The following is a 15,587-nucleotide window of genomic DNA, read 5'->3' as shown; positions in this document are numbered from 1 at the left end:
GCCGTGACCTGGAGTCGTCCGCCGCGCCCACCGTATCCGCAGGTCACGACCCCGGACCAGCGCCGGTCGACCTGCTGCGCCGGCTGCGCGCCCGGGGTGCCGGCGACCCGGTCACCCACGTCGAGCGGGTGCCGGCCCGGGTCGGGGTGCCCGCCCCCTGGCCGGCGTGGGCGCCGCCGGAGCTGCGGGCGGCGTTCGCCCGCCGCGGCGTGGTCGCGCCCTGGCAGCACCAGGCCGAGGCGGCCACCCTGGCGTACGACGGCGGCCACGTGATCGTCGCCACCGGCACCGCGTCCGGCAAGTCGCTGGCGTACCAGCTCCCGGCGCTGGCCACGCTGCTCGCCGACCCTCGGGCCACCGTGCTCTACCTGGCGCCGACCAAGGCCCTCGCCGCCGACCAGCTGCGGGCCGTCGCCGGCCTGGAACTGGAGGGGGTACGCCCCGCCTGCTACGACGGGGACACGCCGCGTGCCGAACGGGAGTGGATCCGCCGGCACTCCCGCTTCGTGCTGACCAACCCCGACATGCTGCACCACGGCATCCTGCCCGGCCACGCCCAGTGGTCCGGTTTCCTGCGCCGGCTGGCGTACGTGGTGATCGACGAGTGCCACACCTACCGGGGTGTGTTCGGCTCGCACGTCGCGCACGTACTGCGCCGACTACGCCGGCAGTGCGCCCGCTTCGGTGCCACCCCGGTGTTCGTGCTCGCCTCGGCGACCTCCGGCGACCCCGCGACCGCCGCCGGCCGACTGACCGGCCTGCCGGTGACGGCGGTCACCGAGGACGCCTCACCGCGCGGCGGGGTGACCTTCGCGCTCTGGGAGCCGCCGCTGCTCCCACCCGACTCGACCGCCCCTGCGGTGCCCGCGCAGGCGGCCGGCGACCACGACGCCACCACGGACCTCGTCCAGGTCCGCCGCTCGGCGCTGCGGGAGACCGCGGACCTGCTCGCCGACACGGTCGCCGAGGGGGTACGCACGCTCGCGTTCGTCCGGTCCCGCAAGGGCGCCGAGGTGGTGGCGGCCAACGCGCGCCGGGCACTGGACGACGCGGTCCCGGGGCTCGGTGGCCGGGTCGCCGCCTACCGGGGCGGCTACCTGCGCGAGGAGCGGCGCGAGCTGGAACGTGCCCTGCTGCACGGTGACCTGCTCGGTCTGGCCTCCACCAACGCGCTGGAGTTGGGCGTGGACCTGGTCGGTCTGGACGCGGTGCTGATCTGCGGCTATCCGGGCACCCGGGCGTCACTGTGGCAGCAGGCGGGCCGCGCCGGGCGGTCCGGGCAGGAGGCCCTCGCCGTGCTGGTGGCGCGGGACGATCCGCTGGACACCTACCTGGTGCACCACCCGGAGGCGATCTTCGGTGCGCCGGTCGAGGCGACGGTGCTCGACCCGGCCAACCCGTACGTGCTGGCGCCGCAGTTGGCCTGCGCGGCCGTCGAGGCGCCACTCACCCCGGCCGATCTGGCGCTCTTCGGCGACGGGGCGAAGGAGGCCATCGACCAGTTGGTCGAGGCGGGCGCGCTGCGGCAGCGGCCCACCGGCTGGTACTGGCGGCACCGCGAGCGCCCCGAGGTGGACCTGCGCGGCGAGGGCGGCGCCCCGGTCTGCGTGGTGGAGTCGGCCACCGGTCGGCTGCTCGGCACCGTCGACGGCGGCTCGTCGCACTTCCTGCTCCACCCCGGCGCGGTCTACCTGCACCAGGGCATTTCGTACGTGGTCGACGACCTCGACCTGGCCGACGGCTGCGCGCTGGTGCACGTCGAGGAGCCGGACTGGTCCACCCACGCCCGGGACGTCACGGACCTGTCCGTGGTGTCGGTGCGCTCCTACGTGGACGCCGGGCCGGTCGGGATGTTCCTCGGCGAGGTGGACGTGACCAGCCAGGTCGTGTCGTACCAGCGGCGCCGGATCGCCACCGGCGAGGTGATCGACACCCGGCCGCTCGACCTGCCCACCCGGGAGCTGCGCACGGTGGCGGTCTGGTTCACGCTGTCACCGCGGTCGCTGGCCTCCGCAGGGGTCCAGCAGGCCGACGTGCCGGGTGCGCTGCACGCCGCCGAACACGCCGCGATCGGCCTGCTTCCGCTGATGGCGACGTGCGACCGGTGGGACATCGGCGGGCTCTCCACCGCCCTGCACCCGGACACCGAGGCGCCGACGGTCTTCGTCTACGACGGGCACCCGGGCGGCGCCGGCTTCGCCGAGCGGGCCTACGGGACGGCGTCAGCGTGGCTGCGCGCCACGCGGGACGCCATCGCGGAGTGCGGCTGCGAGACCGGCTGCCCGTCCTGCGTGCAGTCGCCGAAATGCGGCAACGGCAACAATCCGCTATCCAAGCCGGACGCGATCCGGGTGCTCGACGTGGTGCTGGAGAATCTGCCCGCCTGAGGCACCTTGCATGAATCCCGATGGCACTGGGCACAATGACATGGGAGCGCTTCCATCGATGCTTGTGTTCCAGTTAGCCCCCGCGCCCGAGGAGAAGCCGTGGCCGACACGATCGCTGAGACCGTCGACCTGCTCTACACCATCGACCAGGACCACCTCACCCTCGACCAGCAGATCGCACTCGGGGCGGCGCTGGCCGCCCTGGCTCAGGCGGAACGACTGGAGCAGATCAACGAACGGCTGCGCAGCATCCACCAGGTGCTCAACACCTGGTCGTTGCGCGCGACCGTGGACGGCCGCTGACCTTCGCGGGGCCGGTCCCGCGGGGCGGACCGGTCGGGGTGGGACCACCACGGCCACGGGCCGGCGGTGGTTGCCCGGCTGTGCGAGACTCCGGCGCACCATCCCCCTGAGGAGAACACATGCAGCTCGACAACTTGCAGACCCTGCAGCAGTTCCACATCCGCCAGCGGCTGCGGATGATGGTCAACCAGTACGAGGTCCGGGCGGTCGCGCCGGACGGCACCGAGGGCGAGCTGCTGGCGTTCGCGCAGCAGAAGCGGCTCGCCTTCAAGGAGCAGGTGACGATCTACACCGACGACTCCAAGCAGCAGCCCCTGCTCGGCTTCAAGGCCCGCCAGCGCATCGACCTCGGCGCGACGTACGACGTCACCGACGCGGCCGGCAACGCGATCGGCCTGTTCCGCAAGGACTTCGCCCAGTCGCTGCTCCGCTCCACCTGGCACGTCGAGCAGGCCGGCCTGCCGCAGGTGACGGGTCAGGAGCGCAGCCTGCCGGTGGCACTGCTGCGCCGGTTCGTCGACTCGCTGTCCTGGCTGCCGTACCACTTCGACTTCACCGCCGGTGGTCAGCCGATCTTCTCCGTGGTGAAGAAGTGGGGCCTGCGCGACAAGTACATCGTCGAGGTGCAGAACCCGCAGATCGACCGTCGTCTCGTCATCGCGATGGCCGTCGCCCTCGACGCGCTCCAGTCCCGCTGACGCACCCCGGCTCGCACCCAGCGACCCACCCCCTCGGCCGCTGGCCGGGACAGGGCCCGCAACCCTGTCCCGGCCAGCCGGCCGCGGTCGAATAGCCCGGCGGTCGGATAGCCCGGCGGTCGGATCAGCCGGGCGCAACCCGTCGGCGCAACCCGCGGCCCGAAGACACCGGCCAGCCCGGTGGTATCCAGCAGGGCCTTGTTCAGCCGCGCACCGGGCCGGCGCGGGCCGTCGACGCGGCGACCCGGGTCAGGCCCGGAAGGGGTGTGAACGCCACTTCGACGGTCACCAGCACGTCCAGCCCGTCGAGGAGACAGTCGATCAGGCGGCCAGCGTTGCGGTGGGCGATGTCCGCGGCGGACGCGCACGCCACCGCGTCGCCGTCGAGCGCCCGGGCAGCGCCGGCCAGCGCACCGAGATCAGCGGCCACCGCCGCCCGCTGAGCCGCCATCCCCGCTGCGGCGACGGCCGCGCCGAACGTCCCGACCAGCACGAAGACCAGTCCCAACGCGAGCAGTAGCAGGGTGGCGCCACCTCGCTCCGCGTCCGGTCGACCGCCATCGTGTCGCTCGGCCTTCGGGCCGTGCCCACGGGCCCGAGCGTCGGGGTGCCGCATCACCAACTCCCCTCGCTGGCGCCTGGTTCCACGGCTGCGACCGCTGTCGCGACAACGGTGATCCGTGGTAGCCGGCCGCCCAGCGCGCGGACGGGCGCGCGGACCGTCGCCTGCACCCGGTCGCCGTTGATCGACACCGACACCTCTGCTCCCGGTGGCGCCGCGCGCTCCCCATCTGCGCTGTCGGCCCCCCGGGCGGCGGCCAACGCCACCTCCCGGGCCGTGTGCAGGCAACTCGCCTGGGTGCTGACGGCGTTGACCGCGGTCAGGCCGGCGAGCAGCAGCAGGAGGAGCGCCGGCAGGCCGGCCGCCAGCTCGGCGGTGAAGGAGCCCCGGTCGCCGCCGGCGAGGTGGGCCCACCGGCTACCGTCGCACGCCCGCCCGGGGGTACCCGGTTCCCGACCATGGCCGACCTGCCGGCGCCCGATCACTTGAGCGCCCGGTCGATGACCGCGGTCAACGCCGACTGGACATTGCCGGAGGTCAGCACCTTCAACAGAATCCCGGCGAAGGCCACCGCGGCGAGCGTGCCCACGGCGTACTCGGCGGTGTTCATCCCGTCGTCGCCGCGGAGTCGGGCGATGAGTTTGCGCATGCGTCTTTCCTTTCTCGAAGGGTCAGAGCACGTCGCCGAGGACGGCGACGATCACCGGCACCAGGCCGGCGAGAATGAACGCGGGCAGGAAGCACAGCCCCAGCGGCAGCACGATGAGTACGCCAGCCCGGCGGGCCGACGCCTCGGCGGCGGTGGCCCGGTCGGCCCGCAGGTCGTCAGCGAGACGGGTCAGCGCACCGGCCAGCGCGGCGCCGCTGTTGGCCGAGCGGAATGCCGCCGCTGCCATCCGCTCGGCTCCCGGCACCCCGTCCAACGCCGACCACGCCTCGACCGGGCCACCGCCGAGGAGCAGGGTGCGGCCGACCCGGGCCAGTCGGCTGGCGAGCGGGCCGTCCAGCGCCTCGGCCACGGCCAGCACCGAGCGGTCCACCGGCACACCCGCCCGCATCGCCGCCGCCAGCAGGTCAGCGGCGAGCGGCAGGTCGGCGGCCTCCCGGAGTCGCCGGTCGCGCGCCGCCGGGGACTCGATCCGCCGCAGTAGCACGTCCAGCAGGACTGCCGTCGGAACCGCACCGAGCAGCCCGAACCAGCCCCCGACTACCACCGCCACGGCGAGCCCGGCCATCCCTGCCGCGAGCCGGATCGCGTCCGGTCGCCGCCGCCTCTCCACACCGCCCCTACCCGAGCCGCCCTGAGCCAGCGAGCCGCCCTGAGCCAGCGAGCCGCGCCGACCCGCCGAGCCGGCTGGGCGCTCCGAACCGCCCGGGGCGGCCTGGCGCTCCAGGCCGTCGGGGCGCACGGAACCGTTCCGACCCGGCCATCCGTCCCGCCCCGGCCAGCCGCCCTGGGTCACCCGCCGGGGTGGGCGAGCCGGGCCGCGCTGGCGCAGCCGCAGCGGCACCACGAGAAGGGCTGCGACCACCAGGCCGGCGACCACGAGCAGCACCGGGGACATCAGGCGGCCCGCCCCGACGCCGCGCCCAACCGCTCGGCCCAGAACAGGCCGACAATCTGTAGGGCGACCGCGATGACCGCGCAGACCCCACCGACCGTGCTGTGCAGGAGCACTGCCAAGGGATCGACCCCGATCCCGTAGCCGAGCGCGATCCCGCCGAGCGGCAGGGCCGCCAGCAACCAGGCCGTGGCACGGGCACCCGCCGCCTGTGCCGCCGCCGCGGCCAGGCCCCGGTCGGTCGCCCGGGCGTCCGCCTCGATCCGCTCGACCAGTTCGGCCAGTGGTGCGCCGGTCCGGTCCGCCAACCGCACGGCGGCCGAGGTCAGCTCGCTAAGCCGGTCGACTCGGCCCGACCCCTGGACGGCGGCGATCTCCAGAGTTGGCGGGACGGGCAGGCCCGCCCGGAGGTCGGCGGCCAGACCGCAGAGCAGGTCCAGGCCGCGCCGCCGATCCAGCTCGGCGTGCCGGCTCGCCCTCCAGCGGAGCAGGGCGCGCACGGCCAGCGTGCCGTAGCCGGCCACCGCGACCGCGGCCACCGGCCCGGCGGATACTGCACCGACACCCGCCCCCACCAGGCCAACCAGCAGCAGCACACGCCTCGGCGACCGACGCACGCGTACCGGATGGGCCGCGTACGAACCGCCGGCCTTTTCGTCCGCCGGGTCAATGAGGCGGTGGTCCGCCGGGTCGACCCGGCTGTGGCCCGGATGCTCGACGGCCACCAGGGTCTCGGTCTCCGGCCGGGCAGTGGCAGCCGGGCGGCGAGGATCCCGACGGATCGGCGGACGTGCCGGGCCTGCCGGTCGCGTGGATCCCCCCGGGCCGCCGGTCGCCCTCGGGCGGCTCGGGCTGTCGTCAAGGTCCCGAGTGAGCCACGCGACAACCGTCCGCCCGCTGCTGGACGCCGACGCTCCCGGTGGGTACGAGAGGGCACCCGGGTGGACCGAGGCGGGCAGGCCGCCGAACTCATCGGTCGGCTCGCCCCGCCCGCGAGCGAGGCCCCTGATCCATTCCACCAGGGCGTCGTCCGGGTCAGCGCCGGTGGCGCCACGGCCCGGTGCCAGCACTCGGCGGCGGCGTGCCCGGACGCTCTGCACAGGCCAGGCCACCAGGGCCGCGGCGGCCAGCAGCAGCGCCACCACCAGCGCCGTCCCGCCGGTCATGCCGGGCCCGCCGATCCAGGCCACGGCTCGCTGAGGATCGGGGGCACCGCCACGCCCCGGTCTCGCAGCAGCGTGCCGAAGGTACGCGCGGCCAGCCCCAACCCACGTCCACGTACCCAGGCGGGCACCACGGTGGCCAGTCGCTCGGGCCCCTCGGGAAGCAGCAGACAGATCGACTCGAGGACACGCCCCTGGTCTCCTCGGCGTACCTGGAGCAGCACCTGGAGCGCGGCGACCACCTGGGCATGCAGCGCGGCGCGGGGCAGCCCGCCCAGCATGCCGAGCGCCTCCAGCCGGGCCGGCACGTCAGAGGGGGTGTTCGCGTGCAGCGTGCCGGCGCCGCCGTCGTGCCCGGTGTTCAGGGCGGCCAGCAGGTCGACCACCTCCGCGCCCCGGCACTCCCCGACCACCAACCGGTCGGGGCGCATCCGCAGCGCCTGCCGGACCAGGTCGCCGAGGCTGACGACGCCCGTCCCCTCGACGTTGGCGGTACGGGCCTGGAGCCCGACCACATGCGGGTGCCCCGGTTGCAGCTCGGAGGCGTCCTCCACGAGGACGATCCGCTCGGTGGCCGGCACCAACCCGAGCAGCGTGTTGAGCAGTGTCGTCTTACCCGAGCCCGTGCCACCGGTGACCAGGTACGCCAGTCGGGCCGCGACGACGGCGGCGAGCAGTGGCGCCACCGGCCGCGGCACGGTCCCCTGGCGCACCAGCTCGTCGAGCGTGAACGGGCGGTGCCGGAATGTCCGCAGGGAAAGGTAGGGCCCCTCGGTCGCCACCGGCGGCAGCACGGCGTGCAGTCGGGTGCCGTCGGGAAGCCGGGCGTCCGCGTACGGGGAGCCGTCGTCGCAACAGACACGCCAATGTCTGTTCGCCGACCTCGACAAACCTTAAGCAGGAACAACCCAAATGAAGCATGCCAACCAGAGGAGTGAGAACACAGCCGAAGCTTTCCCAGCCCAACTCTCTGACCTGTTCGGCGAGTTGGCCCGCGCGACCGCCGGTCAGCTCCGCCCGAGATACGTGCTCGTACCCCGCCGCGTCGGGGAGCTAGCTTGCGGTGAACTGGTCATTGAACCCGCTCTCGGCCCGGCCAGGGTCGCGGCGACACGACCGAGCCCAAAGACGCTGAAGGTTTTGAGGCAGATCGACTGGCAGGACGACCAAGGATCAAGCCATGCATCTGGCACCTACCACGCGGATCTACGTTTCCCGACAAGGCAGCCAGCAATGATCGACTGTCAACTGATCCAACGCAGCATCGACCAAGCTGCCCGCCGCAACCGCGACATCAGCGCCGATGCTGCTCGCCTCATCGCCGCACACTTGCACAGAGGACGCCAGAGTGCGTTGCATGAGTTCGCCGTGACAGGGGCCATAAGAGACGAAGTATTTAACGAACTCGATGCCACCTGGCGCAGTCCTTCGGCCTACGTCCGCGGCTGGTCAGAAGCACTGGCGAGCTACTGCGTCGGCCAAGACGACCTCGGTCCGCGGCCTCGATGGGCCGAGGCCGCGCTTAAGACGAACTCGGAACAGCACCGAGCAGAGGTCGAGCCCACTTTGCCTAGTTCAACGCCCCTCGATGAAGCAACCCTTAAACTACTTGACGCTGCGTTCTCCCTTGGCTTTGCCTTACGAACAGGGCATCCCGATCCACTTGCATCGGGACACCTAGTGAGGCTGCTTCGACGGAGCATAGCGTGCAGCGAATATTTAAGTCCGTCGGAACGCAAGCACGTACTCGCGATCAATCGAAGCATTATTTCGGCGGGCGTATGACATGTAGCGGTTCTTGACCGGGTAACTCAGGATTTCGTCCAACTCGAAGTCGTCGGCTAATTCCTGGAAAAGTGTCGCAGTAGGAATTTCTTGACCGTTCCAGCTCGAGTGACCGACTACGAAAAGCGCTTTTACGCCGGGGCGCGTCACCTGAGCGAGTTGACTGAAGCACTGATGCATTGCCTGCGTGTAGTGACGGAAGTCCCTTGCCCGCCGAGGGGCGGAAGCGCGCATCCGTTCCTCCCACTGGCCTGCCAAAGCAGGAGGGTTCCACGGGAGCTGAAGGAGTGGGTCCTTCATCGCTACATTGGGCCGCCCGATATAGGATGGAATGAGCTTCTCACGGACTTCCTGCGAAGGCGCTAACCCCAACCAGAAGAGTTCAAGCTGATGCCGGCGGTAGTAGTCGACGGCATTGTGATAAGGGGGCGAGGTTAATACTAGATCGACGGATCCTTCAAATCGCCGCGCGAAATCCGTAGCGCTTCCCTGGTAGACAGATGGCTCGGCGACCAGGTCACTCCAGTGTTCAGCGAGGTCAGCAACCGAAACGAGGGCCTTCTGGAGAGCAACGCGAAACAGGGCGAATGGGTTAATCAGCCGCCCATCCTTGTCTCGCCGTTTCATATGTGAGGTGTATTCGAGACCTGAGACTGGTACAGGATCAGCGTTCGAGGCGTTTCGAATAATCGATGCGAAGACCACTCTCAGAAGCAAGCGGGTCCTCGCGTCGCAACGCGTCATCGTTATTGCTTGGTGAATGCGAGCGAGATCAACAACTACATAGCGCCTAAACCAATGCCCCAAGCGCGGGATCGCCGGAACCCACAGCGCCTCCAGGGCTAGCGTCTCTTCGAGTTCAACCTCACTAATGTCTGCAAACATCAGCCGGCCATACTCGGCCTCTTCACGCTCACGCACTTTAAGTCGACGACTAAGACGTTCGGCCGCGCTCTCAAGCCGAGCGAGATCGTACCGTCGAGTCTTCGCTCTTGAGACCTCGACAGCTACCGGGTCGATATCCATGCCGAGAGAACGACGGCCGCTCATTATCGCCTCGACCAAAGCAGTCCCGGATCCAACGAAAGGATCGAACACCAGGTCGCCTGGCTTGCTGTAGCGCTCGATAAGAGCCGAGATGACCGGCGGATGGAACTTCGCCGGGTAGCGGAACAGGTAATGCGTCAGCTTCGGAGGCCGCGACGACTGCCCGACGTCAAGAGGCTCAATGTCAGCGGCCGGGTTGCCAGACACAACAGCAGACGGTTCCCCCACACCCTCGGTTTCGCCAGCTCGTCCGGTCGCGGCCGGCGGGCCTACCAGGCTCATGCCTACGTCACCAGCTGCCATCTTTCCGCCTTCAGCCCGACGTCGCGAGCGCCGCCGTCCGAACCGGACAGCGGCGCACCTAAGTAGTAATCAGCGCAAGGCTACCAAAGATCACCGCGACCGTCACCAAGCGAAATTAGCGGTCCTCCCGCGGGCCTACGCTGACCTACTCACCACCCGGCACCAGCGGTTGCGCCCTAAAGGTGCTGGCTCGGCGAGCACTCGCAGGATTCCCGAGCCAGGGCGCGACCCGTCGCTCAAGCTCCTCGACTGATGTGTTCAGCTGGACTCGGTCGCCGCTCATCGCCGTGAGCGCGCCCTGACTCGCCGCCACGAGGACGCGCAGGGCGTCGCGCACATCCTGGTCCTTAACTTCGAGACCGGCACCGGCCACGACGACGTGAAGCATGTCCACACTTCGCAATTTATCTGTAAGCCCCATTCCGTCAAGTTTCCTCAGAGCTTGAAGGAGCGCAAGGGCAAGTTCCCGAGGCGCGATCTGCGGCTCACTCAGTAGCCGATTGACCGCAACTGTGACCTCCTCAGGAGTGAAAGCGCTCAAAACAATGTCAAGGACCTGCCTGGTCGTAATGTCACGATTATCGATAGACTCAACGACACGAGCAAGCTGATGCACGGTCCAGCAGCTGATCTTCAAAGTCTGAGCAGTGCGAGCCGCCGCAGATTGATCCGCGCGACTAGAGCCCGGATAGTCGGGAGCAATAAGCAGCACTCCCTGCGCTTCATGGTCTTCGGCATGTCTCGCCAAGCCGGCGAAGTCGATAGCTGCCAAGGACGGGACTTTACCCGACGACTTTGCTTCGAGCGTGATCTTACGTTCGCCCAAGGGATAGTCACGAAGACGTGCTAGCCCATCAGGCTGGTCGGGTCCGCTTACATGTGTGGCCACGAAGCCAAGCGCGCGCGCCGCGACCACAAGGGCAATCTCCAGGTCGTGGGAGGAAGCTATCGAGCCCCGTAGGTTCGCTGCAATCGCCGCGAACGAGTTTAGTTGTTCCTGAGCTAAGCTTTTGAGCAGAACATCGCGTCGTTCTAACACCTCGCCGATTGCATGCGGAGCAAGACCCACCTCGCGTAGGTAAACCTCCAGCAACGCCTCGGCTGTCGCGACGTCAAGTAGCAGGTCATGCGCGTGGGTGTCCCCCTTGTAGTTCAGCACTAATGGATGATCATCGTTCAAGATGAACTTTCGCTCAATGGGAAGGAACCTAACCAACCGCTCGTCACGGCCGAGACCCTCAAAGGTGTACGTGTATGGCTCGCGCTGGGTTTCATAGAGACTGGCCGCAACACTTGCGGTGTCGGCGTCTTCTGGAATATTAAGGAAGAACCAACTTTCGTCAGCCTCATGCCCGGCTTCGTTGCCACCTCCATCCGAAGACGCAAGGATCGCATCCGCAACGGGGCGTTCCACATCTCGCTTATTGACGTAATTTCGATCTTTTTCGTTCCGCTTCTCGTCCGGTTTCTGCTGTTGGCGTTGCCACTCCTCGTAGCGCGAACGCGCCTCGTTGAACAGTTCCGTGAGGACGTGCGAGAGGGCCACCCGCGACTCGCCGACGCCAACCCCTTCCCGAGGCGCAGTTAGTTGACCATCGAGGTCATCGGCATCGACTTCAGCCCGGAATCTATTAAAGGTTTCGTAAGATCGGGGATCGGCACCAGAGAGAGGGTCCTCCTCATCAATAAGGCGCCCCCGAACCCTCACAAAAAACCCATGCGACCTCGTGAGATCCGCACTCTTACCGGAGTAGAGGGTTTTTTTGGTGACAATAACAGTACCGAATATCCCTTCGGGAAAAAGGTCGCTAACCAGGGCAGGGACTTTCGGCAGTTGGGACAGCAGACGCCAGGGCGACGGTCGCTCCTCCAAGGCCCATCTGACGCCTGTCTTCTTCGTCATGTTGGAGAGCCGCTCAGGAGGCAGATCCGAAACATCGAATCGCACAACGATCTCATAGTCCTCCTTCGACGAAATTACTTGCTCGCCATTGAGAAAGAGTTCAAAATCTGACGCGAGCGGCATCGCCGTACGCAACACCCAACGCAAGCGATTCGGCGAAACTTTTTGAACTTTCTCTTTCAGCTCTTCAAGAAGGACTAGCGTCCAACTCTCAGCCGGATTTAAAGCGTTCGCCGCATCGAGCCCAGCAGCACGCAGAGTCTCGCTTAACCAAGGCAGCATTAAGAGGTTTTCAGCCTTTACGGCGTACACATCCATCAAGACAGGTCTATCGTCCTGCCCCGTCGGGTCCGACTTGAAGTCCGTGAATTGGAGAGACAGGGCCAAAATCTCTCCGGCACCGACAGAGCTGACGTATGTGATGCGGTTGGCCAGGGCGTACGTTGCAAGTTTGCCGATACCGAACTTGCCGATCTGCCGTCGACCGCGGACGCGCTCAATGGTTTCGGTACGCTTACTAGATCTGCCAATCAACCACAAATCGGCCAAGCCGTCGTAGTCCATTCCAACACCGTCGTCGTATACAGCGATAACTGGGATGCGGCCCAGCTCGGTTCCCGGCGCAACGGCAGGCACGACGACACGACATGAAGGCGCATCCGCATCGAAGGAGTTAACCACCAATTCCTCTATTGCCTTCAACGGGGATTGGTATAGCTGGTCCGATAGTAGGGTGATGATTTCGCGCGATAGCTTAACTGCCAGAGGGTCCAAGGGCTTGCCGGCCGTCGATAGTTGACCTCCAACTGTTGGCTCGTGCGTAGTCATAGCGCCCTCTCGGTTGTTCTGATGACACACCAACCATCATGCTAGGCAGTCAGATAGGTCTGCGTCATCACGAGCTCGGACAGAAGAGCATGTCGAACGGTCCCACCGGAAGGGACTGACGAAACTTGTCGGGACGTAGACATCAGCCGGGGTATTCGTGCCGAGTTGCCACTGCAGGCACCCACGTAGATCGTCTCGTGCAGCGGACCCCGAACAGCCAAACCCGCGCAGGCATCGCCGAGATGACAAGGCGCCCCCGAGTGGGCAAGTCAGTAGGGGCGGCGCTTCGGCTCGAGTAACTCGCGCTGGACTACCGCCGCCTACCACCGCCACTTGGCTTCCGCCGGCTGAGCCGCTGGCCCTGATCGCCTCCCCCCGCCCTGGGGCGGGGCGGAGACTGAGCGGCTGGGGCTGGCAGCGCTGGCGCGTCCAACAGGGTGCCAGCATAGGTCTTGTCAAGAACCGTCCGATCAAGCTCAGTAGTCTGCTTGCTGATCTCCTGCAGAATCTTGTCGGGGCTAGAATCCAGGCTGATGTGCTCGCCGGCAAGGCTGAGAAAACCCGGAACCAAACGTGCTACGCCCTTCAAATGCTCCTCAAGGTCGTCCCTCTTCAGACGTATGCCGTAACTTGATTTCAAGTAAAAGCTAACGGTTGCAAGGGTTGGCGTATCTTCAGCTTCCCGCGCAACATGTTCCACTGATAGAAGGATTTCGCGTAACGGCGCCTGCTCGACTGGTGCCTCCAGTTGCGCGCGTATCCACTCGCGGGCTTCGTCGGGTGTACGGCACTCCTCGATGAACTCACGAAGCTTACTGAAGCCGATCTGCCGTCTTGCGGCAACCGCAACAAGTACCGCGAAGTCCTTGACGCGGACCGGTGTGATAAATCCCTCCTGGACCTCAGCGAAGTGGCGGATGTCCCGCAACAAGCTCGAATTCGGGTCGGAAGCACCCTCAAAGTCCGGGGCTACCACTACGATGAGTTTCGTGTTGTACTGCCTCGCGTGTCTTAGAAGCGTTTGCACCCCTACGTGACTAGCGCTTACCGCGTTGCTCCCGGTGCTCTTCGCGTCATAGCTGATGGTGTAATCAGCTCGCTGACCATCTCGCACCCCGAGCAATGCTGCCGCAAGACCGTCGGGCTCGCCCTTACCACCTATTGGTGAGACCGCGTAGCCAAGCGATGTGAAGGCCTCAGCCAAGGCACGTTCGAGCTCTTTTTCGTTGTCGCCGCGATCAATCAAGTTCTGAGCGATGGCTGCAGGACCTCGCCGACTTGATGCAACCAATTCTCGGAGGAATGAGTCTCTCCGCCGAATTAACGACCTTGCAGCCTCCGGTTCCAAACCCTCTTCCAACATATACGCTTCAGTAAGAATCTCCGTCACGGCTATAACATTGAACGGCTCAGGGGAGCCGGTCCCATCGACAAAGTTGGCATAGAACGGGTGGAGTGTATTAACCTCCACCCGTTGCATGACAGGGTCATACCGCGAGATCAGGTATTCAGCCCCAAGAGGCACGGGCTCTACCGAGTCGATGAGTCCTCGCTCGGATTCGAGCGAGTCCCGCAGCTTTTCGAGGAGGTCCGCCATAGCCGACGGAGTGAGACCAGATGGCACCGCGACCATGACCAAATGATCGACATCTCCATGGAGAGCCTTTTCGATAGCCGCAAACAGCGGCCTCCTTGTAAGGCTCCGCGCAGATCGCCCGATTCGGTCTGCTAACTGTGCCGACTTCTCCCTGTCTTGAACATGAGCGTCAAGGATTCGTCGCGCAAGGTTGAACTGGCTGCGGAGGAATTGCTGGATTAGCTTGACCTCTTCACCTTGCTGGACGGACTCGCGCGCCGACGTCAAGAGCGGGTCCAGACCGTCTGCGTGGATCTCGATCCTGAACCTGTTGAAGTATTTGTGGGATAGCGCCGGCATGCCGAAAAGCGGGTCATCCAAATTGATTAACCGTTGACGAACCATCACAAAAAATCCGTGACTACGGCCCCACTCGGCAGCTTTGTTTTCGGTAAGCTCGTCGGCGTAGATCGCAGCCTGACCACGAATAGGGAGCGGTAGACCGTAGATCTCAACAAAAGGGCCGTCCGCATCTGCGCCTGCTGCAACACCCTCGACTGGCGTCGCTGACAACCCACTCGGCAACGGCGCGCCTGTGAATCCCTCGGGCCGAGCCGGTTCCTCCCCTATGCGCCAAACCGCGATAGGCTCACGCTCTTCAACCTTGGAAGCTACGCGATTGCCATTCATGTATACCTGAAATTGGGGATTATTCGGCAGCGCGGTAGACAACAGCCAAAGGAGCCGTCCGTGCTTAATCTGCGATGCAAGCGGCTTCGCGTCATCCATGACAGCCGCGGTCCATGACTCGCCCGCTGCACGACTCTTGAGCAGCCTCGCCGCCACCTCGTCACCGCCCAGGTTCCGACGGAGAGAACTCATGAGGTCGGAGAGCGCCTCATCGCCCAGCTTCACTACGTCAAGCGTCACACTCTGGGACGTTGCCGACTGGTCAGGATTGATCTTACCGAAATCCATCTCGACGCATAGGACCTCGCCGGACCGACACGCGACATACGTTAGCTTCCGAGCGAGTACGTAGGTTGCAAGTTTTCCGATTCCGAATTTTCCGATAGGCAGACGTCCGCCGCGCTGTTCACGACGGTTGGCCTTCGGAGATCGGGCGATCTGCCACAGATCCCTTAAGCCACCAAAGTCCATGCTCTCGCCATCGTCAACCACCCAAATACTGGCACCGAGCGTGGCCGCATTGGCGGGCAGCGAAACATCGACCCTCGACGCCAAGGCATCAAAGGAGTTGCTTACCAGCTCCTCGATAGCCTTGTTGGGGCTGGAGTAGAGTCCGGCCGAGAATAGCTCGATGATTCGGTAGGTGATTTCGACAGGAATCTGACCGGCGAGGGAACCAACGCCAGTGTCCGTCGGTGCCTGTAGAGGCTTGGCGGGGTCTTCGGGCATGCGAAGCAGCATATCGAGACCAATGCTCTTCCGGAGCCCTGCACAAGGTTG

General features: G+C 66.2%; 11 protein-coding genes and 1 pseudogene. 3 read left to right on the top strand and 9 right to left on the bottom strand.

Going from position 1 to position 15,587, the window contains the following annotated elements:
• Nucleotides 1–8: 8 nt before the first annotated feature.
• From ABZU53_RS11290 to ABZU53_RS11280, 3 genes are all read left to right on the top strand, one after another.
• Entirely contained in the window at nucleotides 9–2,387 is a 2,379-nt protein-coding gene (locus ABZU53_RS11290; RefSeq protein WP_355065561.1) for a DEAD/DEAH box helicase, read from the top strand.
• Between the two features lie 99 nt (nucleotides 2,388–2,486).
• Complete coding sequence (locus tag ABZU53_RS11285) at nucleotides 2,487–2,690, top strand: hypothetical protein (protein ID WP_354860625.1); 204 nt, start codon at nucleotides 2,487–2,489, stop codon at nucleotides 2,688–2,690.
• Nucleotides 2,691–2,809: 119 nt separating this feature from the next.
• A complete protein-coding gene (locus tag ABZU53_RS11280) occupies nucleotides 2,810–3,388 on the top strand; it encodes a hypothetical protein (RefSeq protein ID WP_355065448.1) in 579 nt (192 codons plus the stop codon).
• Nucleotides 3,389–3,590: 202 nt separating this feature from the next.
• Here the strand turns inward: ABZU53_RS11280 and ABZU53_RS11275 are convergent, their stop codons facing one another.
• The 9 genes and pseudogenes from ABZU53_RS11275 to ABZU53_RS11235 all read right to left on the bottom strand — a co-directional run bounded on the left by ABZU53_RS11275 (nucleotide 3,591) and on the right by ABZU53_RS11235 (nucleotide 15,536).
• Nucleotides 3,591–4,004, bottom strand: a complete 414-nt coding sequence (locus tag ABZU53_RS11275) for an Rv3654c family TadE-like protein (RefSeq protein WP_355065446.1) — start codon at nucleotides 4,002–4,004, stop codon at nucleotides 3,591–3,593.
• On the bottom strand, nucleotides 4,004–4,318 hold the full coding sequence (locus tag ABZU53_RS11270) for a TadE family type IV pilus minor pilin (protein WP_355065559.1): 315 nt from the start codon (nucleotides 4,316–4,318) through the stop codon (nucleotides 4,004–4,006). The genes ABZU53_RS11275 and ABZU53_RS11270 overlap by 1 nt, the downstream gene beginning before the upstream one ends.
• Nucleotides 4,319–4,431: 113 nt before the next feature.
• The gene (locus tag ABZU53_RS11265) at nucleotides 4,432–4,599 is read right to left on the bottom strand and encodes a DUF4244 domain-containing protein (protein ID WP_234584142.1); all 168 of its coding nucleotides are present in this window, start codon (nucleotides 4,597–4,599) and stop codon (nucleotides 4,432–4,434) included.
• Nucleotides 4,600–4,621: 22 nt separating this feature from the next.
• Nucleotides 4,622–5,185, bottom strand: a complete 564-nt coding sequence (locus ABZU53_RS11260; RefSeq protein ID WP_355065557.1) for a type II secretion system F family protein — start codon at nucleotides 5,183–5,185, stop codon at nucleotides 4,622–4,624.
• Nucleotides 5,186–5,514: 329 nt separating this feature from the next.
• Nucleotides 5,515–6,678 carry a hypothetical protein gene (locus ABZU53_RS11255; protein ID WP_355065555.1) on the bottom strand — a complete coding sequence of 388 codons (1,164 nt, stop codon included), beginning with the start codon at nucleotides 6,676–6,678 and terminating at the stop codon, nucleotides 5,515–5,517.
• Nucleotides 6,675–7,526: pseudogene (locus ABZU53_RS11250) on the bottom strand (TadA family conjugal transfer-associated ATPase); the annotation flags it as partial. The pseudogene ABZU53_RS11250 and the gene ABZU53_RS11255, both read right to left, overlap by 4 nt.
• An 868-nt stretch (nucleotides 7,527–8,394) precedes the next feature.
• A complete protein-coding gene (locus tag ABZU53_RS11245; protein WP_355065444.1) occupies nucleotides 8,395–9,810 on the bottom strand; it encodes a DNA methyltransferase in 1,416 nt (471 codons plus the stop codon).
• Between the two features lie 145 nt (nucleotides 9,811–9,955).
• The gene (locus ABZU53_RS11240) at nucleotides 9,956–12,541 is read right to left on the bottom strand and encodes an ATP-binding protein (protein ID WP_355065442.1); all 2,586 of its coding nucleotides are present in this window, start codon (nucleotides 12,539–12,541) and stop codon (nucleotides 9,956–9,958) included.
• Between the two features lie 310 nt (nucleotides 12,542–12,851).
• Nucleotides 12,852–15,536: an ATP-binding protein gene (locus ABZU53_RS11235; RefSeq protein WP_355065440.1), complete on the bottom strand. Its 2,685-nt coding sequence runs from the start codon at nucleotides 15,534–15,536 to the stop codon at nucleotides 12,852–12,854.
• Nucleotides 15,537–15,587 lie beyond the last annotated feature (51 nt).

It is taken from the genome of Micromonospora sp. NPDC005194 (assembly GCF_040608335.1).
Taxonomy (GTDB): domain Bacteria; phylum Actinomycetota; class Actinomycetes; order Mycobacteriales; family Micromonosporaceae; genus Micromonospora.
Note: the sequence above shows the minus strand (reverse complement) of the source record. Positions and strands in the feature narration are given on the sequence as shown.